This is a genomic window from Actinocrinis puniceicyclus, from assembly GCF_018283645.1.
Taxonomy (GTDB): domain Bacteria; phylum Actinomycetota; class Actinomycetes; order Streptomycetales; family Catenulisporaceae; genus Actinocrinis; species Actinocrinis puniceicyclus.
Genome location: NZ_JAGSXH010000045.1, coordinates 1 through 20,234, shown reverse-complemented (window position 1 = coordinate 20,234; position 20,234 = coordinate 1). Strand labels below are relative to the sequence as shown.

General features: G+C 68.9%; 18 protein-coding genes. 5 read left to right on the top strand and 13 right to left on the bottom strand.

The window, feature by feature from the left end; all coding sequences use genetic code 11:
- Positions 1–120: 120 nt before the first annotated feature.
- The 8 genes from KGA66_RS14390 to KGA66_RS14355 form a co-directional block, all read right to left on the bottom strand.
- The gene (locus KGA66_RS14390) at positions 121–261 is read right to left on the bottom strand and encodes a hypothetical protein (protein ID WP_211468610.1); all 141 of its coding nucleotides are present in this window, start codon (positions 259–261) and stop codon (positions 121–123) included.
- Between the two features lie 14 nt (positions 262–275).
- Complete coding sequence (locus KGA66_RS14385) at positions 276–857, bottom strand: hypothetical protein (protein WP_211468609.1); 582 nt, start codon at positions 855–857, stop codon at positions 276–278.
- 146 nt (positions 858–1,003) lie between these two features.
- Complete coding sequence (locus tag KGA66_RS14380) at positions 1,004–1,258, bottom strand: hypothetical protein (protein ID WP_211468608.1); 255 nt, start codon at positions 1,256–1,258, stop codon at positions 1,004–1,006.
- A complete protein-coding gene (locus tag KGA66_RS14375; protein ID WP_211468607.1) occupies positions 1,258–1,539 on the bottom strand; it encodes a hypothetical protein in 282 nt (93 codons plus the stop codon). Before KGA66_RS14375 ends, KGA66_RS14380 begins: the two co-directional genes overlap by 1 nt.
- 261 nt (positions 1,540–1,800) lie before the next feature.
- Positions 1,801–4,125, bottom strand: a complete 2,325-nt coding sequence (locus tag KGA66_RS14370) for a metallophosphoesterase family protein (protein WP_211468606.1) — start codon at positions 4,123–4,125, stop codon at positions 1,801–1,803.
- The gene (locus tag KGA66_RS14365) at positions 4,122–4,589 is read right to left on the bottom strand and encodes a VOC family protein (RefSeq protein ID WP_211468605.1); all 468 of its coding nucleotides are present in this window, start codon (positions 4,587–4,589) and stop codon (positions 4,122–4,124) included. The genes KGA66_RS14370 and KGA66_RS14365 overlap by 4 nt, the downstream gene beginning before the upstream one ends.
- Positions 4,576–5,544 (bottom strand): Gfo/Idh/MocA family protein, encoded by a 969-nt coding sequence (locus KGA66_RS14360; protein ID WP_211468604.1) that lies wholly within the window; start codon positions 5,542–5,544, stop codon positions 4,576–4,578. Before KGA66_RS14360 ends, KGA66_RS14365 begins: the two co-directional genes overlap by 14 nt.
- A gap of 173 nt (positions 5,545–5,717) precedes the next feature.
- Positions 5,718–6,389, bottom strand: coding sequence for an SLATT domain-containing protein (locus KGA66_RS14355; protein WP_211468603.1), 672 nt, complete (start codon positions 6,387–6,389; stop codon positions 5,718–5,720).
- Between the two features lie 367 nt (positions 6,390–6,756).
- Between KGA66_RS14355 and KGA66_RS14350 the strand changes: the two genes are divergently transcribed.
- The 5 genes from KGA66_RS14350 to KGA66_RS14330 all read left to right on the top strand — a co-directional run bounded on the left by KGA66_RS14350 (position 6,757) and on the right by KGA66_RS14330 (position 12,015).
- Entirely contained in the window at positions 6,757–7,101 is a 345-nt protein-coding gene (locus KGA66_RS14350; RefSeq protein WP_211468602.1) for a YciI family protein, read from the top strand.
- A gap of 155 nt (positions 7,102–7,256) precedes the next feature.
- Positions 7,257–8,486, top strand: a complete 1,230-nt coding sequence (locus KGA66_RS14345) for an RNA polymerase sigma factor (protein WP_211468601.1) — start codon at positions 7,257–7,259, stop codon at positions 8,484–8,486.
- Between the two features lie 228 nt (positions 8,487–8,714).
- The gene (locus KGA66_RS14340) at positions 8,715–9,149 is read left to right on the top strand and encodes a VOC family protein (protein ID WP_211468600.1); all 435 of its coding nucleotides are present in this window, start codon (positions 8,715–8,717) and stop codon (positions 9,147–9,149) included.
- 129 nt (positions 9,150–9,278) lie between these two features.
- Positions 9,279–11,216 carry a murein biosynthesis integral membrane protein MurJ gene (gene murJ, locus KGA66_RS14335; RefSeq protein ID WP_211468599.1) on the top strand — a complete coding sequence of 646 codons (1,938 nt, stop codon included), beginning with the start codon at positions 9,279–9,281 and terminating at the stop codon, positions 11,214–11,216.
- Positions 11,217–11,409: 193 nt separating this feature from the next.
- Positions 11,410–12,015 (top strand): hypothetical protein, encoded by a 606-nt coding sequence (locus KGA66_RS14330; protein WP_211468598.1) that lies wholly within the window; start codon positions 11,410–11,412, stop codon positions 12,013–12,015.
- Between the two features lie 113 nt (positions 12,016–12,128).
- Here KGA66_RS14330 and KGA66_RS14325 read toward each other — a convergent pair whose 3' ends face one another.
- The 5 genes from KGA66_RS14325 to KGA66_RS14305 all read right to left on the bottom strand — a co-directional run bounded on the left by KGA66_RS14325 (position 12,129) and on the right by KGA66_RS14305 (position 20,112).
- Positions 12,129–12,758 carry a hypothetical protein gene (locus KGA66_RS14325; RefSeq protein ID WP_211468597.1) on the bottom strand — a complete coding sequence of 210 codons (630 nt, stop codon included), beginning with the start codon at positions 12,756–12,758 and terminating at the stop codon, positions 12,129–12,131.
- Positions 12,751–13,776 (bottom strand): WXG100 family type VII secretion target, encoded by a 1,026-nt coding sequence (locus KGA66_RS14320; RefSeq protein WP_211468596.1) that lies wholly within the window; start codon positions 13,774–13,776, stop codon positions 12,751–12,753. Before KGA66_RS14320 ends, KGA66_RS14325 begins: the two co-directional genes overlap by 8 nt.
- Positions 13,777–13,792: 16 nt before the next feature.
- Positions 13,793–14,131, bottom strand: a complete 339-nt coding sequence (locus tag KGA66_RS14315; RefSeq protein WP_211468595.1) for a hypothetical protein — start codon at positions 14,129–14,131, stop codon at positions 13,793–13,795.
- Positions 14,132–14,324: 193 nt separating this feature from the next.
- A complete protein-coding gene (gene argS / locus KGA66_RS14310; RefSeq protein WP_211468594.1) occupies positions 14,325–16,082 on the bottom strand; it encodes an arginine--tRNA ligase in 1,758 nt (585 codons plus the stop codon).
- A 400-nt stretch (positions 16,083–16,482) separates the two neighbouring features.
- Positions 16,483–20,112 (bottom strand): glycoside hydrolase family 3 C-terminal domain-containing protein, encoded by a 3,630-nt coding sequence (locus tag KGA66_RS14305; RefSeq protein ID WP_211468593.1) that lies wholly within the window; start codon positions 20,110–20,112, stop codon positions 16,483–16,485.
- Between the last annotated feature and the right edge of the window lie 122 nt (positions 20,113–20,234).

The window sequence follows — 20,234 nt, the reverse complement described above, 5'->3', positions numbered from 1 at the left end:
TTCCACGCGCTGTGCCGCGCGCGCCCGGTCGGATTGCCGCGATCCAGGCCGGTTCACAGCCGTCTCTGGCTGCGACTGGGTCACCTACTATTCCGCCAGCTCGGATCTGATCCGAGCAGGTCACGGATTTCGGACACTGCGATTTCGGTTTGCCTCCTGGGTGTCGGCCGCCCGGGAGATCAGCTTGCGGCTGATCGTCTGCACCGCCGCGTCGCATGCCTCGGCCAGGTCGGCGCCGGCCTGCTCTGCTGCCGCTGCCATGAACCCGCTCGACATCAGAAGCTCAACCCCGCAAGCCCTTGGCGCAGCGTCTGCCCGTGCCCGAGCATCGTGTCCGCGTGCGAGCGCAGCGTCGACAGGTGCATACGCATCTGCGCCTCGTCCAAGCTGAACCCTTCGCCCGCCCCGGACCCGGATGCGCCGGTGTTGCCCCAGTCCAGGCCTGCCAGCAGCGCCTGCACCTTCGCCATGAACGGCCTGAGCGCCGCCTCGACGACCTTGCCGAGCACATACTGTTCCAGGTCTTGGACCAGCGACTGGCCCAGCTTCTGTCCCGCCTCGATGATCAACGGCAGCGCCGCCTCCGCGATGCCGAACGTGGCCACCGACGCGGCCTGGTCCGCGAAGAACTCCGCCGCCATCTCCACCAGCTGCCCGATCGCCTCGAGCTTCTGCGCGACGATGTACCCCGCCCACGCCTCCAGCGCATCCGTGACGATCACGCTGCCGTCCACGATCTCGCGCACATGACGGCCCGACAGCTCTGCCCATCCCGACATCATTCGCTGGGTGGACGCCCCCTGATACGCCTGGGCGATGTTCGAGACAGTCTGCGTGGCGTCCTGATGGGTACACACTTCCTACTGCGCCCAGCGCGAAGCCCGTCCACAGTAGCGACCCAGGACTTGGCATGTCGGCTCGGTCGCCGAAACACAGGCTGTATCAGGATCCTGGCTCTATCGCATCTTGGCGGTGACGGGAGCGTCAGGTATCGCCGTCATGGTCAGCTTGAAGTGAGCCACACGACGTCGAGGATGGTGACGATCTTGGTGTCCTCGTCCGCTTGGAAGAGGATCAGGTTCGTGCCCAAGCCCAGCATCCGGCGCGAGACCGGGCCGTCGCGTTCCAGCTGCGTTCCGCGCTCGAGCGGTGCGGCGGCGAGGTCGATCATCTCCATGAGCAGCAGTTCGGATGTCGGCTCGTCCATGGCCGCCAGTTCGGCGGCGACCGTTTCGCTGATGTGGAGGCCGAACGCCATCAGGCGTCGGCCCAGCGGTCCCCGAACACCTCCGCGGCGGGCACCGTCTTGAGCGTGCCGTTGCGCGCCTGCTCCAGCAGCGCCGTCGTGCGCGGGCTGGACTGGATGACCGCCCGTGCCCACCAGTGCTCGAAGGTCGCCGGCTGCTCGCCGCTCTCCATCTCCTCGTTGAACCTGGCCCGCAGTTCCCGGGGCAGCGCCGCGCGCACCGCGCGGATGGTGCGCGGCATCCGGACCACGGCCCGGCCCGGGCCGTGCATGTCGGAGGGCAGAGCGCTCATGGTTCCACGGTAGCGCCAAACGCTCCGCCCAACAGCATTCGCGCCAACGCGGGTCCTGTCCCGCGACACGAGTGCGCGGGCAACTCCATGTGCCTTCGCTCATGGTCCGATAGGGCGCGAAGGGTGTCAGCCAAAATGAACTCGCGGAGGCACCGGATTTCTCATGATTCATGTGAGTGTGGAGACGGGCGCGCCGGCCGCACTGCCGTTCTCGCCGACGTACGCGCCCGGGTGCTGCCCTGGTCATTGTGGCGCGGCAGGTCACGGACCGGCGCCGCGCGCATCGTCGGTAGCGCAATCGAGCTTCGCCAGCATCGACTCGACGAGGGCCCGGCAAGACTCGGGGGCCACGGTCTGCAGGAGCTCGACATCGGCGTAGTGGCACTCGACCGGGCCCAGCCCCAAAGGCGGATGTAGCGCGATGGCCTGGTCGAGCTCCTTTTCCGGGCTGATCGAGCGGTTGGCCGGTTCCCGGTGTCCGTTCAGCGCCTCCAGAATCCTGATGGTCAACGAGCAGACGGACTGGCTCAGCGGCGCCTCGCGATTGGCCTGCACGGAGGAACGCACGCACAGATCCCGTGCGGTGTAAGCGAGTTGGTTGGCTTCGCGCAAGTCGCCTTTGAGGAGGCGGACGATCGCGAGCCGGGTGAATGGTGAATCCCAGGGCTCAAGTCCGTTGCCCAACCTGTGAATCGCCTTGCGGAAGAGCACCTCCGCGCGATCCAGGTCGCCTCTTACATACCAGTAGTAGCCGTGGCTGTAGTGGACATCGGCCAAGACTCGCTGAGGCGCCTCGTCGTAGCCGGTGGGCAGTGTCTGATCGCCTTCGCCGTCCTGCGGCAGTGGCTGTGGAACGCTTCGGGCGGCCTCGGCGGCCTCCGTCGCCGCCGCGAAGTAGCGCTCCGCGTCATCGTCGTCGCCGAGCTGCCTCGCGATGACGCCGCGCGCCCGCAGGACGGAGGCCCGCAGCAGGTCGGGATTGCACAGACACTGGACTTTGTCCCCGGCGTTGCACGGGATCGACTTGCCTGTGGGAAGCGAGTCCATATGGTCCAAGTGCAGGATGATGTCTTTGAAGCTCGCGTCCGCTTCGTACGGGAATCCACGCTTTCGGGCACTCTGGCCCATGACGAACGAGGCAACGCAGCAGCCCGGCCCGACCTGGTTGGCCAGCGTGTGCGCGGCCAGATATTCGCCGGCCGCAAGATGCCGCGTCGAGCGCAGCAGACGCGAGTAGTCCGGCACGTCGAGAAGGGCGTTCAGCTGAACCTCCGGCAGCATGAAGAGATGCGAGAGCCGGTGGTGTATTCCCAGCGAGAGCAACTGCAGTACGGTCGGATGATGAGACTGTTGCGTCGGCAGGTCGGCTGGTATGTGCCGCAGCAGGGCGGTGCCCATGTCGATCACGCTGTTCGCCAGGTTCGGCTGCCGGCGCGCCTGCACCAATATCTGGAAGGCATGGGACGCGATCTGTCGCATGGCTCCGCTCGGATCGCGCCGATAGGCGTCGGGAAACCAGGCGTCGATCTGCATGAGCCAGCCGACGTGGTTGACGGCCGTCCAGTCGGTGTGCGGGAACGTGGCGACCGCCGGTGACGCGGCCGCGGCCGACACGGCTCGCCTTTCGCGCAGCGGAAACCTCTTGCGGTAGTCGTCGGCTGCGGCGTCGGGGAAGATCGTCGAGTCGCGCACCCACGTGTGCGCGGCGGCCTTCTCCACATAGCTGATGGGATCCAGCGTCACCTGCCCCGCGGCGATGTCCAGTTCGCAGTAGAAGGCGCTGCACGGCTGGGCCGGCCCCTGATAGCTTGCGCCCGCGGCGATCTCCAACGAGTGACCGTCGGCGCTGACGACGTACTTCACGTCCGTGGTGTGCAGATGCCCGCGAAGAACGATGTCGCACTCTTGGCGCAGCCACGACTCGGCGCCCTCGTTCTCGTGCAGAAACGAGTACGGGTGATGCAGCAGCGCGATGATCAGTTCCGCGCCGGCAGCACGCAACGCCTCCGTACGCTCCCGCACCAGCCTTGAGCCGATCCACAGATTCTGCAGGTCGTCGTCCCCGCAGGAGAACCAGGACGAGTTCAGCGGCAGGACCCCGATCCGGCTGCCGCCCACCGAGACCACCTCAGGCAGGTGAACGACGTCTCCGGGGGCGAACTGCCGGCCGGGGAGGAACCTCTGGGCGAAACGCCGGTACTCGGCGAACTTGGCGATGTGGAAGGCCCGGTTGGCCGGCTCGTCGAAGAACCACTCGTCGGCTTCCTGAGGCGTCGAGAGCGTGCGGACCGCCCCGCGGGCCAGCCGGCGATCGACGTCATGGTTGCCGGGAACGATCCACAGCCTGCTCGGATCGACACCCGCGGCCTCGACCAGTCGTGCGAAGAATGTTTCGCAGAGTTCATAGTCCGCAGCCTGGCCGCGGTTGCCGAGATCCCCGGTGGCGAAGACGAAGTCCGGTGGCCCCTCGAGTTGACGACGCTCACGGACGGTGCGCAGCAGAGTCTTGAGAACATTCGTCATCCCGTAGCCGGACATCCCGGTGCCGAAATGGAAGTCGGAGACGTGGAGCCATCGCACCGTCATCGACCGCGCGCTCCCACCGCTGGCTCGCGGAACTGGACCTCCTCGCCGTCGGGTCCCTCGACGAAGAGGACGCGCGGCTGGTTGGGGTCGCCGCTGGGCGGGATCAGCGGACCCTTGACGATCGGGACCTCGAACTCGTGCAGCCGCAGGATCATCGCGTCGAGGTCGTCCACGACGAACGCGAGATGATCCGGCCCGACGACCCCGTCCTCGCGCGCCGCCGCGTTGTCCTCGCGGCGCACCGAGTACAACTCAAGCAGGACTGAACCGGCGTCCAGCCACGCCAGGGTGCGGGTCTTGAACGGAAAGGGTTCCCGGACCACTCGCAGGCCGACCAGTTCGGTGTAGAACCGGTAGGCCTTCTCGAATGCCGCGGTCTGCACCGCGATGCTGTGCATGACGCATGTCGGGCCGGTGCCCGCTGCGCCGCTTTCTGCTTTGATCATCGCCTCACCGATGTGCATGATCGTAGATCTCCTTTGTCAGTTGCCAAGTCGTCAACGAGTGCCGGGCGGAACAAGGATGCTCCTGCGCGCTGGCTCGCTCATCCCGGCTACGCAGAAAACCGATCAGCGGGGCGGCCTGCCGTGGCGTGCCGGGGAGGCGGACATGGTCGAGGATCACCGTGCCGTCGGCCTGTTGATGGGTGACGAGTCCGGGTCTGTCCGACTTGAGCGTCTGATCCCGGGTCACCACCACGCACGCGCCTTCCGCATCCCGGCACTCCAGCCGCTCGAACACTGACGATACGGGCGCTGAGTAGCTCAGGTCGAAGGTGAGCCGCACGCCGGTAGGACCGACGAGCGAGCCCACGGCCGAAGTCTCGAGTGGACCCGGGGCCCACGGATCCACCGCGAGTTCGACGAATCCCGTGGTGGATCCGGTGATCTCGGCACCTCCCGCTTCCGCCAGCCACGCGGCGCAGTCCAGCAGATGATAGCCACTGTCGATTACGACGCCGCCGTGGCACAGGCCCGGATCGAGCCGCCAGCCCGTCGGCCGCATGCCCACTGCCAGGGTGCAGCGGATGCTCGCCAGTTCACCGAAGCCGCGTCTGGTGCCGACGACCTCTCGCAGATACCTGAACGAAGCCTCAAGCCTGCGCTGAACTCCGGTGAAAAACAGCACGTCCGCGTCCCGGGCCGCGGCGACCAGCCGCGGTGCGTCGTGAGCGGGTGTGGCGAACGGCCGCTCGACGAATACGTCGAGGTCGGCGGCTATGCATGCCATGACCTGGGCGGCGTGTTCGCTGTTGGGGGTGTAGATCACCGCGGCGGGACGCTCGCACACTGCGCGGGCTGCCTCTATCGCGTCTTGCAGTCGGGGGACGTAGGTGGGCGGCGGCTGCCCGTGGGCCGCGAAGGCGGGGGCGATGACCTGGGTGAACTCGCCGTGCCCGCCCACCAGTTCCGTCACCACGACGACGCGGGCGCACGGGCCTGTCAGACCCCAGAGGGTCGGAAGAATTCTGGTCAGTGCCCAGTTTCCCAGCCCGACCGCGATGAGGGACGCAACAGCCTTCGGATCGTCCGTGAAGTCCTCCAGAGTGGAAGCGCGCTTTTGACACTCGCCGGCTCCGCACCGAAGTGCGCCTAAGGCCCGGACTGGGTCTTGCCCAGTTTGTCATGCATCCGGCCGAGGCTGAGGCGAAACTCCGCGAGCCAGTCCGTGGTCTCCGATTCCACGATCCGGTCCACTGCGCTCTTCAGCCGGCCGATCATCAAGAGCTGACTCGCCATCGGCTGCCCGGGGTCCGCATCCGCCGGCCCGCCGCGCAGCAACTCGGTGGCCCAGTCGAGCCGGAAAGTGGTCAACTCCCGTTGAAGCGACTGTATCGCCGCCATGTCGCGCATCCACCCGGTGGACACCCCGAAGAAGTAGTCGAACGCGACGCAGCCGGCCGCTGCCGCGAGCAGGACGTACCCCCACGCGCCGACCTTTTCGCTCACCGCGGCGGCCTGGAGCGGTGCCAGGCTACCGCCCACCGCGAGCAGGACAGTCAGCGCGCGCAGCAGTCTGGAGCCCGACCGCTTGAGACGCTTGTCCTTCATGTACCACTCGATGGCTCCTTCCGCCTGGTGTTCCGCCCACTCCCGCAGCGCCTCGACGGCCTGTGCCCGTTCTTGAGGCGTGGCGCCGGAGATGCTCGGGAAGCCTTCCCTTCGAAGATCGCCTCGCCGGAGGCCCCGCCGTCTCGTGGGCACATTGCTCGCGGCCTTGCCCGTGTGGAGTTCGGTGGCTCTAGCGCCGTTACCCGAGACCATTGCGAAGATCCCTCAGTGGACGAAGATGACGACGAAGACGAGCGCCGTGAGCGGGCGCATGATGGTCTGGCTGATGCCTAGCGATTGTAGGCGTCGCGCCCGCGACGGGCAGCCGAATCGGCGGCCTCGGTCGGCGCCGGGTCGGCCTGGCCCAGACGCGTAGGTCGAGACGTACCGCAATCTGCGCCGTTGTGCCTCCGGGACGCTGGAAGAACAACCGCGGGCGCCTGATCGCCCGGCGCGGGCGGATGCGTAGGAAGATTTTTCGCGCGAGCCTGTAGTAGAGCGGCCTACCCGTTCGTCAATGCGGTGGGAACGGCGCGAGATGCCGCCCGAAGTGCTCGACCATGACGAACGGAGCGGACCGATGAAGTACCTGATGCTGGTGTGCGTGGACCCGGACCTCGAACCGGGGGCGGCGCAGGGCGCGCCGGACGTGGAGGACTGGGTACGTGAGATGGGCGGCAAGGGCATCCGGCTGATGGGCGACCGGGTGCGGCCGGGCAGCGACGCGACCACGGTGCGGGTGCGCAACCGCGAGGTGCTGCTCTCGGACGGGCCATACGCCGAGACCAAGGACCTGATCGCAGGGTTCGACGTGATCGAGTGCGCCGATCTGGACGAGGCGGTCGAGGTCGCGTCCAGGCACCCGATGGCCTGGGGCGGGGTGATCGAGTTGCGCCCGTTCTGGGTCGAGGACCGGGACGCCTGAGTGCGAGAAACGCGCGCAAGCGGTCAGAGAGGCGGAGTGACGGTCAGTCAGCCCAGTAGGCGGTCAGTCAGCTCAAGCTGACTGACTGACAGACAGTCAGTCAGTCAAACAGGTAGCCGGTCAACACAGGTGGACAGGCAGGTGGGCGGCGGGCGATGGCCGAAGAGTCGGCAGGCGAGTTCATCGCCGGGATCTACGCCGAGGCGTGGAGCCGGATCGTGGCCACCATGATCCGCTTCACCGGCGGCGACTGGAACCTGGCCGAGGATTGCGCGCAGGACGCCTTCGCGCAGGCGTTGCGCACGTGGCCGCAGGACGGTGTGCCACGCCAGCCCCTGGCGTGGCTGACCACCGCCGCACGTAACCGCGCCATCGACCGGATGCGGCGCGCGACGAGGGACGCAGTGAAGGCCCGCGCGTGGGCGGCGTGGGAACAGCGGCACGAGCCGCCGGCCTACCGCAGCGACGCCGAGATCCCGGACGAGCGCCTCGAATTGATGTTCACCTGCTGCCACCCGGCGCTGAACCTCGACGCCCAGGTGGCGCTCACGCTGCGGTCGCTGGCCGGGCTGAGCACGGCGCAGATCGCGCGCGCGTTCCTGGTGCCGGAGCGCACGATGGGCCAGCGGATCTTCCGCGCCAAGCAGAAGATCGCGCACGCGGTCATTCCGCTGCGCGTCCCGCCGGCGCACCTGCTGCCCGAACGGCTGCCGGGCGTCCTGCACGTGCTCTACCTGCTGTTCAACGAGGGCTACGGCGCCGCGGGGGACAGGGAAGCGCTGAGCCGGGAGGCGATCCGGCTCGCCCGCGTGCTGGTGGCGCTGATGCCCGACGAACCCGAGGCGCTCGGCATGCTCGCCCTGATGCTGCTGCACGATGCGCGCCGCCCGGCGCGCTTCGATGCGGACGGCGAACTGGTCACGCTGGAGGATCAGGACCGCTCCCGCTGGGACCGCGACCTGATCGCCGAGGGCGGCGCGGTCCTCGAACGCGCGCTGCGCCGGCGCCGGGCCGGGCCGTTCCAGATACAAGCGGCGATCGCGGCCTGCCATGCGACCGCGCCGTACGCGCGGCAGACCGACTGGCCGCAGATCGTCGCGCTGTACGGGCGACTGGCTCGGGTGGCGCCTAGCCCGGTGGTCGAACTGAACCGCGCCGTCGCGATCTCGATGGCGCGCAGCCCCGAAGCGGCGCTGCCGCTGGTCGAGGCGATAGCCGAGTCCGGCCGGCTGGAGGGCTACTACCTGCTGCACGCCACGCGCGCCGACCTGCTGCGCCGCTGCGGCCGCGCCGAGGAGGCCGACGCCTGCCTGCGTTCGGCGCTCGCTCTCGCCCCCACGGACGCGGAACGCCGCCTGCTGAGCCGGCGGCTCGCAGCCCACTGACGCGCCCGGGCGCGGGCGTCGCGTCGCGTCGCGTCGCGGACGAGGGCCCGGTGCGAAGCGGAACGAACCGTGGTATGCAGCGAAATTCGCACGGGCGGGCGGCTGAATCCGCTGCTGTCGCTGCCGCCATGCGTGCTGTGCGTGCTGTACGTGCCGTGCGTACGTGCATGCCGTGCGTGCCGTGCGTGCCGTCCCCCTTAGATCGCGTGGTGCGCATATTCTGGGTCGATGCCGCATGTGAAGCAGGTACAGGTGACTTTCGACTGCGCAGACCCACGAGCGGTCGCGCAGTTCTGGAAGGCCGTGCTCGGGTACGTCGACCCGCCGGTCCCGCCGGGGTTTGATTCGTGGGATGCGTTCGACGCTTCGCTGCCCGCGCAGCGCCAGGGCGCGGCCTGGGCTTGTCAGGACCCTGACGGGGTCGGCCCGCGGTTGTTCTTCCAGCGGGTGCCCGAGGCCAAGACGGTGAAGAACCGGCTGCATCTGGACGTGCGCGTCGGGGTGGGGCTGACCGGCGATGAGCGAGTCCACGCGCTTGACGCCGAGGCGACCCGGCTGGAAGCGCTCGGCGCTCGGCGGGTGCGGCTGCTACTCGCCGACGAGGAGAACGAATCATGCCTCGTGATGCAGGACGTTGAGGGCAACGAGTTCTGCCTCGACTAGGCCGCGATTGAGAAGTATCGCCGGGGCCGCGACCCGGCCCGCCCTGAGTTCAGCGTTCAGACACGCGGCGGTCCGCGGTCGGCGCTCCCCGATGCAGCGTAGGACTGCGCAGTCCGCAAGACTGTGCCCGTGGGATCGAACGAGCGGCGGCCACTGCCGGACGATGAGACCTATCTGAGCGCACTGGAGGACATCGACGCGGTCGAGGGCGTCGACGCGACCCGGTTCAACCTTCCGGCGATCGGGTGGGGCGCCTTCCATCCCTCCGTGCTCGAAGCCCTCATCCCGCCGCGGCGCGGGCCGGTACAGGGCCCCGCCGCGGCCGTCTTCGCGACGGAACCGGCGACCCGCGAAGCCTGGGCGCCGCCACGTGGTGACGGTGCACCGGCCGCGTCGCTTTGGCTGCCCGCCGCGGACGACACGCCGGCGGCCGTCGCGACCGCGAGCCCACCCGTCGCCGCGAGCCTGTCGCGCGCGGGCCGGATCATGGCGTTGGGCACCACGGCCTCCCGGGTGACCGGCATGATCCGCTCGCTGCTGCTCGCCTCCGCGCTCGGCCTCAGTACGCTCGGGGACTGCTTCAACACGGCCAACAACATCCCCGGAACCATCTACCTGCTGATCGTCGGCGGCGCGGTCAGTTCCGTGTTCGTCCCGCAACTCGTGCGGGCGATGCGCGATGACGCGGACGGCGGACGGCAGTTCACCGACCGGTTGCTGACGATCGCGCTCGTGGTTCTCGGCGTGCTCACCGCCGCGTGCATGCTGCTGGCCCCGCAGATCGCGGACGTGACCGCGGGCGCCGCCCCCGCCGCGGACCACGCGCTGACCGTCACGCTGATCCGCTACTGCCTGCCGCAGATCCTGTGCTACGGCGTGTGGGTGATCCTCGGTCAGATCCTCAACGCCCGCGAACGCTACGGGCCGATGATGTGGACACCGGTGCTGGCGAACCTCGTGATGATCGCGACGCTCGCGGCCCTCATGGCGTTGGTCGGTCACGCGCGGCTCACCGAGCAGAACATCACCCCGGGGGAAGTGGCGTTGCTCGGCCTCGGCACGACACTCGGGATCGTGCTGCAGACCGTGACGATGGTTCCCTATCTGCGCCGGGCCGGAGTGGGATTCCGGCCGCGCTTCGACTGGCGCGGCGCGGGCCTGCGCAAGTCCGCGACGCTGGCGAAGTGGACGATGGGCATCGTGCTGCTCGGACAGATCGGTTCGCTGGTGGCCACACGGATCGGCGACACGATGGACGAGCGTTTCCGCGGCCAGGGCGTCGGCTACACGGCGTACATGAACGCCCAGAACATCTGGCAGCTTCCGTTCGCGGTGATCACCGTCTCGGTCATCACGGCGCTGCTGCCCCGGATGAGCCGCTATGCGCAAACCGGCGACCGCGCCGCCGTGCGCACTTCCGTCTCCTACGGCCTGCGCGTGGCGGCGGTGGCCATCGTCCCCTGCGCATTCGCGCTGCTGGCCTTCGGGCCGCAGATAGCGGCCGTGCTGTTCGGACACGGGCAGTCCGACGCGGCCATGGCCCGCAACACCGGCTTCATGCTCATGGCGCTCGCCCCCGGCCTGATCCCGTTCTCGGCACAGTTCGTGATGATGCGCGGCTTCTACGCCTACGAAGACACCCGCACCCCGTTCGTGATCACAGCCTGGGTCACGGCTGCCAACGTGGCGATCGGTTTGCTGGCCTATGCGACGCTGAAGACGACGCCGTGGGTGATGGTCGGCCTGTGCGTCGCCTCCACCCTGACCTACACCATCGGCGCGATCATGACCGGCCGCGAGCTGCGCCGCCGGTTGCGCGGCGTCGAGGGCCGCCGCGTCGCGCGCACCCACATCAAGCTCGGCGCCGCGTCCGTCGCCGCCGCGCTGATCGGGGCTCCGGTCGCGGCGGCCGTGAGCGCTCAACTGGCCGGAACAGTCGGCAACGCCACGGCTCTGCTCGGCGGAGGCGTGGTCTTCGGCGTCCTGTTCCTCGTGGTCTCGCGCAAGCTGCGCATCGAGGAGGTCACCTCGCTCGCTCGGGTCATACGCACGCGGCTCGGGTACTGAGTCGGCTAGCGGCGGTGTGATGTGACCTTCAGGGAATGGGCCGAGATTCATGTGTGTAAACTACGCGAAGTAACTTCCGCATCACACCTAGTGTCATGCCGACTCGTTGAGAAGGTGAAATGGACGAGCGGCGGGAGTCAACTTCGGCTCGCGCAGGTTGGCGGACCGAGCCGACTGAAGGTAGCAAGCCGCGATGTCCGAGAAACCCGCAGACCGCAGCCGCCGACCGGCGCGTCCGCCCGCTGACGGGCAGGCCGGCGAGCAGGCAGGCGACCAGGCCGGCGAGCGGTGCGACGGGCAGGCCGGCGAGCGGTCCGACTCGGCACCGCAACAGCAACGGCAACAGGAACAGCAAAAGCCGCAACGCTCCGGTCCCGGGGTGCTCGCCGAGCGCATTCAGTACCTGTTCGAGCACAAGCGCCGGCCTGACGGCAAGCGCCACTCCTACCGGGAGGTGCTGGCCGCGATCGAGGCGGACGGCGGGCCGAGCATGTCGGTCGGGTACCTCTCGCAGTTGGTCACCGGTGTGCGCACCAACCCGATGTTGGACGCGGTACAGGGCCTGGCCCGGTTCTTCCAGGTGCCGCTGTCGTACTTCGACGCGCACGAGAAGACCGTCGAGACCGACGAACGGATCAACCTCGTCGACGCGCTGCGGCACGCGGGCGCGCAGGAGATCGCGATGAGGGCCGTCGGCCTGTCGCCCCAGAGCATTGAGATGGTCGTCAGCGTGATCGACCACCTGCGGTCGCTGCAGGGACTGCCCCCGGCCGAGCCGGCATCGGGCCGAATCGAATAGCCCGCCGCCGCTTCAGTCCTCGAGGACGGGAGGGCGGGGGAGGACAGCGGGTCCTGCGACCGGCGGGGCGAGCCCAGGCGATGCCAGGCTGCTGACGACTGGTCGGCAGCCTGTCAGGCGAGGATGCGTCGCAGCAGATCAGCCTGCTCGGGCTTGTCGGCGAAGAACGTGATCCAGGACGCGTCCGGGAAGGCCACATCGGCGCGGGATTTTCGGCGTTCGGGGGGCGGCTTGGGTCGGTTGCGCAACTGGCCCGGAGTGTATTCGGCGATGACGGCCGCGTGCGGTTTCGAGAACCGGCCGGGCCGGGAGGTCACCAGGAGCCGCCGATCGGTGGCGGCGATCAACAGCGCCGGATAATCGTGATTGAGCCGGAAAGCGGCGACGAGGAACTCCCCGGCCTGGCTCTTCCAACCGCCGCGCCACGGTTTGTCCATGAAGAGAGTCGGGATTCCCAGGATCGCGGCGGTCACAGCCTCGGCCACCATGGATCCGATCGAGAAGGTAATGAAGAGGCAGCCGAGCGTGGTTCGCAACTTCGACGTCTTGATCTTGGGTCGCAGCTTGCGCGGTGGCTCCCTGATACCTGTGTCCACACGAGCCGACACGACGGCGCGGAGCGTTTCGCCAGGTGCAAGCCAGGGCTCAAGTGCGGGACCGTACTCGGCGAGACACGCCAGCCGCGTCTGCTCGATATCGGCTTTCGCTGGCTTCATGCTCGCTCTCCGCTCAAGGCTACTCAAGACGCACCGGCTTGTGCTCGGTCGGCTGCAATGCCGTCAGGCTATCGAGTTCGGTGGCAAGCTGTGACGCCGGCAGGCGGTAGGGGCCGGCGGACCGGCCGGTCCCTGTCGCGTCGTCGATCGTGGTGGCGATCGCGCCGAGGCCGTCGCTGCCGGTCAGTATGTCCCTGGCGCCGCCGGTCGGGTCGGGCTCCAGGCCGGCCGCCTTCATCGCCGGCTCGACGAGGGCGCTCTCAACGGTCTTACTGACGTAGTGCAGGACCCGGTTCGAAGCCAATTCGCCGTACTCTTGCCGCTTCATGAGATTCAGGGCTCGAAAGTCACTCTTCGCGCTCCTGAATTCCCGAAATGCCTTCCACGCGCTCGCGTTTTCGTCCAAAGACTTGAGCTTGCTCAGCTCCGTCAGCAGTTGCTCCAGGACCTCGGCGAGCTTGGTGGAGACCTCGGCCGCGCGGGCGACGAACGCCGCCATCTCGGCGCCTTCCGCGATCCCGGCGGCGATGGTGGCCAGCCCGAAGGTGACGATGTCAGCGACCATGCCGGCCGCGAAGGTCGCCGCCGCGAACTCGATCGCCTCCCGGATGATCTCGTCGATCAGGTCCTCGGCCACCTGGCATTCCTGCGCCGCCTGGTTGAGGATCGCGGCGGTGGTGCCCATGTCGCCGGCCATCGCGTCCAGCGCGCTGACGAGCCGGCCCAGATGCTGCCCGAACGCGGCCGAGGCAGCACCCTGCCAAGCCTCCGGGACCGGCCGGGCGCTTTGACGAATTTCGTCGGCGAGCGCCTTGGTCTGGTGGGCCTGCTCGAGCCAGACATCCGCTGCCTGCGCGAGCGATTCCGGCTTGCCGGTCACCTCCTGCAGGATCGACAGCAGGCCGGTGACCTCCAACACACCGCGCACCGCGGAGTCGATCGCGCCGTTCAGCGCGCTCTCGGCCTTCTTGACCGGATGCGGCAGGTGGATCGGCAGGTTGATGGTGAACAGCGGCCGGTGGATCCAGTCGTACGCGGCGACCATCTCATCGCCGATCCCGTCACTCATGTTCGCCCCCTGACAATCCTCGCAACACGGCCCGGTGCAGTCCGGTGACGTACTGCTCGGTCCGCTCGTAGTTGTCCGCGGTCCGCGCCAGCCCGTCACCGGTCTCCCGCAGCAGCGGCCCGGCCTCACCCGAGTCGTCCACTTCGGCCTGCGCGTGCGCGATGTACTCGCGATGCAGATCGCCGGAAGCGGGCAGCCTCCCGAAAGCGTCCCCCTCGATCCGGACGTCGGCGAGAGCCCGGTGTATCCCGTCGAGCCTCTGCGCCTGCTCGCCGACGACCTGAGCGAAACGACGCAGCACCGCGGGATCCAGCTGGTACCCATCGGCCATGTGCAGACCCCCCCCGAGTCAAGACCGCGTCCGAGAAGCGTCGCCGGGGCCGCCACTTCCCGGACGCGGCCTGCATACTTATTTTGAGAACCCTGATTCACTCCACTCTAGCAGCGCGGGCTCGACATTCATCAGGGGCCTGTGTGAATCGGCGCGGCCTCGCTGCCGCCGCGAACTGCGCCGCAACGGCCGCCTACAACTGCTCGGGCGCCGCGATCCCCAGCGATTCAAGCCCGAGCCTGAGCGTGTCGCCGGTCAGGCGGCACAGCGCCACCCGGTTGTCGCGCACCGCCTCGGACGGCGCCTTGAGTACCGGACACGACTCATAGAAGTCGGTGAACGCCTGCGCCACCGCGTACAGGTAGCCGCACAGCCGGTGCGGCTCAAGGCTCTCCACCACCGCCTGCGTCGTCGCCCCGAACTGATCGAGCAGCATCGCGAGCCTGCGTTCCGCCGGCGCGAGCTCCAACCGCGCGTGGACGCCCGCGTTCGCGGCGTCCGCCGGGAGCTTGCGCAGGATCGAACGGATCCGGGCATGCGCGTACTGAAGGTAGACGCTGGTGTTGCCGTTGAGGGAGACCATCCGGTCCAGATCGAAGATGTAGTCGCGGGTCCTGCTGGTGGACAGGTCGGCGTACTTGACCGCGCCGATCCCGACCTCGTCCGCGCGCCGCGGCAGCAGCGCGGGATCCAAGGAGGGGTTCTTCGCCTCCACTGTGCGGCGTGCGTGCTCGACCGCCTCGTTGAGCAGCGAGATCAAACGCACGGTGTCCCCGGCGCGGGTCTTGAACGGCTTGCCGTCCGGCCCCAGCACCGAGCCGAACGCGACATGGACCGCCTCGACGGCCCCGGGCAGATAGCCGGCCCGCCGCGCCGTCTCGAAGACCATCTTGAAATGCAGCGCCTGCCGGCTGTCCACGACATAGAGGATCCGGTTCGCGCCCAGAGTCTGCACCCGGTACCGGATCGCGGCCAGGTCCGTCGCCGCGTAACCGAAACCGCCGTCGCTCTTCTGCACGATGAGAGGCACCGGGTTCCCGTCCGGACCCAGGACGTCGTCGAAGAACACGCACAACGCCCCGTCGCTGCGCACCGCGATCCCGCGCCGCTCCAGATCCTCGGCCACCTCGGTCAGGAACGGGTTGTAGAAGCTCTCCCCGACCGCGTCCTCATCGACGAGCAGCACCCGCAGACGGTCGTAGACGTCCTCGAAGTAGACCTTGGACTCGGCCACGATCTCCCGCCAGCCCTCAAGCGTCTCCCGATCGCCCGCCTGCAGGGCGACGACCCGCCTGCGGGCACGGTCGGCGAACTCGGGGTCGTTGTCGAACCTGGCCCGGGAATCCCGGTACAGCGCGTTGAGCCGCGAGATCGCCTCCGAGCCGGACTCGCCCTCGGCGTGCGCGCGAAGCTCGGGGTGCTCGACGAGATACTGGATGAGCATGCCGAACTGGGTGCCCCAGTCGCCCAGGTGGTTCTGCCGGATGACCTTCGTGCCCGTGAACTCCAGCAGCCGCACCAGGGCGTCGCCGATGACGGTGGAACGCAGGTGCCCCACGTGCATCTCTTTGGCGATGTTCGGCTGCGAATAGTCGATCACTGCGACATTGTCGGTGTCGGCCGGCGGCACGCCGAGGCGCGGATCGCCCAGACGCGCCGCGACCTGCGTCGAGATCGCGCTGTCCGCGACCGTCAGGTTCAGGAAACCGGGGCCGGCCACCTCGCAGGAGGTGATCAGCTCGTCCGCCGCCAGCGCTTGGGCGACCTTCGCCGCCAACTGCCGCGGGTCGGCCTTCAGGGACTTGGCCAGGGGCAGGACGCCGTTGGCTTGGAAATCCGCGTGGTCGGACGGACGGATCAGCGGATCGACACGCTGCGCGGCAACCCCCAGCGCCGTCGTCATCGCCTGCCGGACCCGCTCGTCCAGTGCCGCCACCAACGCCTTGACCATTACGTATCCCGTCCGGGGCCATCTGCTGCGACGAAGTGGGCCGCGGCACCGTTGACGACGGTGGACGCATCCGGGCGACGCCCGCGGGCCACGGTTGATCGACTCCAGTTTATGGGATGCACCTTCATCGGATGCACCGTGCCGCCCGGCCCATGATCGCGCAGTGGCCTCGCGCGTCGGCCACGGAACCGGGCCGAACGACCCGTGGGGACCGCGCGGCGCAGTTCGGCGCCTGAACGAGCGCAGCGCAAGCGCAGAGGGCCCCGAGATCGTTTGTGGTGCACGATCTCGGGGCCCTCTGCGCGTCTACGACGTCTGTGTCTACGACGTCTGTGTCACGGGACGTCGTCGGTCAGCGGGCGCCGGCACGCGGCGGTCCGGCGACCGCTGTTTCCCGGTGTCAGCCGACGGCGAGCGCGAAGATGTGCATCGCGGTCTGGTTGATCAGGGCGTCGCCGACATCCGGGAGAGTCAGATACTTGATGGTCTTGCCCGGGGTCAGCGATACCGTGTCCACGTAGAGGCTGACCTGGTTGTGGAGTGCTCCGCTCGCGTTGTTGAGGTAGGGGAAGGTGGCGAGGATGTCGCCCCCGGGCGCCGCGGAGTTGGCCCACCAGTCGCTGAACGCGAGGGAGAACGACTGGGTGGTGCCGTCGGTGTAGGTGATCACGGCGGTGCCGGAGGCCGCACCGTAGTCGGCCGTGCCGACGATGCCCAGCGTCGATCCGCTGCCCGAAACCGGAACGGTCTGCCCGGTGGCCACGATGTTGTCCGGCGTGCCGGGCGCGGGGGAGGGCCAGGTGAAGCTGAGCCCGTCATGGGTGAAAGTGGCGCCGGGGGCGATGCTCGGGGTGGCCGCCGCGAGCGTTTGGGCCGAGTAGCTGGCGCCGCCGCCGTCGAGGTTGCCGGCAGTGGTGGCGGAATCGTCGCTGACACCGGGGTTGGTGTAGGCCGCGGCGATCGACGGATAGGGGATCGAGACCGTCGCGCCGGTGCTCTCGCTGTGGCGACCGGTGCCGTCGGTGAACGCGAGTTGCGCGGTCAGGACCGGGGCGGCCTGCGTGGGCGAGGCGTCCGACGGAACGCTGACCGTCCAGCTCGAGGTGGCGGTGTCGCCGGGTGCGACGGTGGCGAACGTGGTGGGCGTGCTCGCGGTGACCGTCCAGCCCGCCGGCGCGGTGAGGCTCAGGGCGGCGTCGCGCAGCGTCTCGCCGCCGCTCGGGTTCGCGGTGGCGGCGGTGACGGTGAAGCTGCCGCCCGGGACGGCGACGGCCGGCGCGCTCATGCTGAACGGCTGGTGCACGACCACCGGCGTCGTGCCGGTGACGCCGTCGACGCTCACGCGGATCGTCGCGGCGCCGTTGGCGTGCATGGTGACGACGCCGTCGCGGCTGACCGAGGCCACGGCCGGGTTGCTGCTGCGGTAGCTGACGTGCTTGGCGGCGAGGGTGACGAAGGACTCGTCGTTGTTCACCGCCTCGACGATGTCGTCCGCGCTCTGATGCTGCGCGGCCTGCGCGGTGTCGTCGGCGATCCACGGGTTCTTACCGGTCAGGTCGAGCTTGTCGCCCGGGGTGAAGGCGACCTGGTCGGGCTGCACCGTCACGTACTGGATCCGCGGGGTGATCGCGCCGGTGACCCGCAACGGCGCCGAGGCGACCGTGTGGGCGGCGTCGGTGGCCAGCTGCAGGGCGTAGGTGCCGTCGTACACGACGTTCTTGTGCTGCTGCTCGTTCCAGACCGCGAGGTCCGGGACGTTCACGGTGATGGACAGGTGCTGGGTCTGGCCGGGCTTGAGCACGGCCGTCTTCGCGAACCCTTCGAGCCGCTTCGCGGGAAGCTGCACACCGGAGAGCGCGGGGGAGCCGACGTACAGCTGCGCGACGGTGGCCCCCGGGACGGTGCCGGTGTTCGTCACGTCGAACCGCACGGTGGCCTTGCCGTTGGCGTCGGCGGCGTGCGTCGCATGGACCTTCGAGAAGGCGAAACCGGTGTAGCTCAGCCCGTAGCCGAACGGGTAGGTCGGGGTGCCGGTGAAGTACTGGTAGGTGCGGCCGAGGCCCGCCGTGTCCGCGGGGCTCAGGCCGTAGTTGTCGATCGGCGGCAGCTGCGAGTCGTCCTTGTACCAGGTGAAGTCCAGGTGCCCGCTCGGGTTCTGCTTGCCGAACAGCACGTCGGCCAGCGCGGCGCCCTGGCTCTCGCCGTTGTAGGCGCTGTAGACGATGGCCGGGAAGTCGCCCTTGACGTCCTCGATGCCGACCGGGCCGTCGGTCTGCATGCTCAGCACCGTGCGCGGGTTGCCCAGCGCGGCGACCTGGCTGATCAGCGAGTCGTAGTTGCCGGGCATGGCCAGGCTGGAGCGGTCGTTGCCCTCGCCGGCGGTGTTCGCGTCGGTGCCGACGAACACGACGACCAGGTCAGCGGTCTTGATCGCGGCCTGGGTCGGCGCGGAGCAGGCCGCGGCGGCGGTGGCGGTGGTCGAGGTGCCGCAGGCGTCGAAGGTGACGGTGGCGTTCGGGTTGGCGGCCTTGACCGCGGCGGTGATGCCCTGCACCGCGCTCACCTGAAGCGTCGGGTCGCCGGAGTAGCCGCCGAGAGTGACGGTGTTGGCGAGGTCGCCCACGATCACGACGTTGTTCAGCGCGGCCGGGTTCGCCGGCAGCAGGGTGGCGGCGGAGCCGGGCAGCGGGTCGTTCTTGAGCAGCACCAGGGAGTTGGCGGCCACCTTCTCGGCCAGTGCCTGGTGCGCCGGGCTCTGGATCTGCGCCTTGGTGATCCGCGTGTAGGCCACCTTGCTCGGCGGGTCGAACTCGCCGGTCTCCATGCGCACGGTGAACAGCTGCACCAGCGCGTGGTCGATCACGCCCTCGCTGAGGATCCCCGCCTTGATCGCGGCCTGAATGTTGCCGAGCGTGGCGTCACCGCCGGTGCAGTTGACGTCCGTTCCGGCGCGCAGCGCGTACGCCTGCCCGCCCGCGTCCGCCGGGATCTGCGCTCCGGTCGCGGTGTTCGTCCAGGTGCTGATTCCGTTCACCACCGACTCGGTCCAGCCCGGCGGCGCCCAGTCGTGGCTGGACTGCCCGGTGATGTCGCCGACCGCGCCGCAGTCGGAGGTGATGTAGCCGTTGAAGCCCCAGGTGCGCTGCGCCAGTTCGTCGGTGGTGTAGGTGTCGGCCGGCGACGGGGTGCCGTTGATGGCGTTGTACGAGGTCATCAGGCCGGACACGTGCGAGTTCTGGACCAGGCTGCGGAACTGCGCGGTGTAGTAGTCGCGGATGTCGGTGTCGCTGGCGTTGGAGGAGCCGCTGTGCCGGGTGTCCTCGATGTTGTTGAGCGCGAAGTGCTTCGCGGTCGCCGCCACCTTGAGGTACGGCGTCGTCGGGGCGCCGGTCGGCGTCTCGCCCTGGTAGCCGTCGACGAACGCGCCGGCCATCCGGGAGACCAGGTAGGGGTCCTCGCCGAAGGCCTCGTCGGTGCGTCCCCAGCGCGGATCGCGGTCCAGGTTGACCGTCGGAGCCCAGTACGTCAGCGAACCGTAGTCACCGGCCGAGGGGCCGATGTTGTTCTGCGCCGTGCCCCACAGCGACTTGTCCAGTTCGCCGCGGATCTCGTCGGAGATGGCCGTGGTCTCGCGGTAGACCAGTGCCGGGTCCCAGGACATCGTCGAGGCCAGATTCGTCGGGAAGCTGGTGGCGTGCGGGCCGCCGGTCGCCCCGCCGTTGTTCGAATCCGCACCCAGCAGGTTGATACCGTGCTGGCCCTCGCTCCAATACGTGTACTGCTGCACGCCCAGGCGCGGGATCGCCGGCGCGCTGTTGGTATGGAGCTGTGCGACCTTCTCCGGCAGCGTCATCCGCGCGACCAGGTCGGCGGCGCGTTCGGAGAAGGTGTAGTGGGTGTCGAGGTAGATCGGTACGGTGCCGCTGCCCGCTGCGGCGGGAGAGGCGTTGCCCGCGGCCGTGAGCGTGGCCGCCAGCAGGCCGGCGGCGCACAGCGCCGCCGTCCGCCGAGACGAGCCTGTTCGAGTCATGTTGTCTCCTTGCAGCGCTGGCGCGCGAACGCGCCCGGTTTCCGGGGCAGGGGAGATTCGCGTGGACTGACATCGCGGCGCCGTGCCGGGCGGAGCGGCGCGGGGCTGGGGCGGTGCGGAGC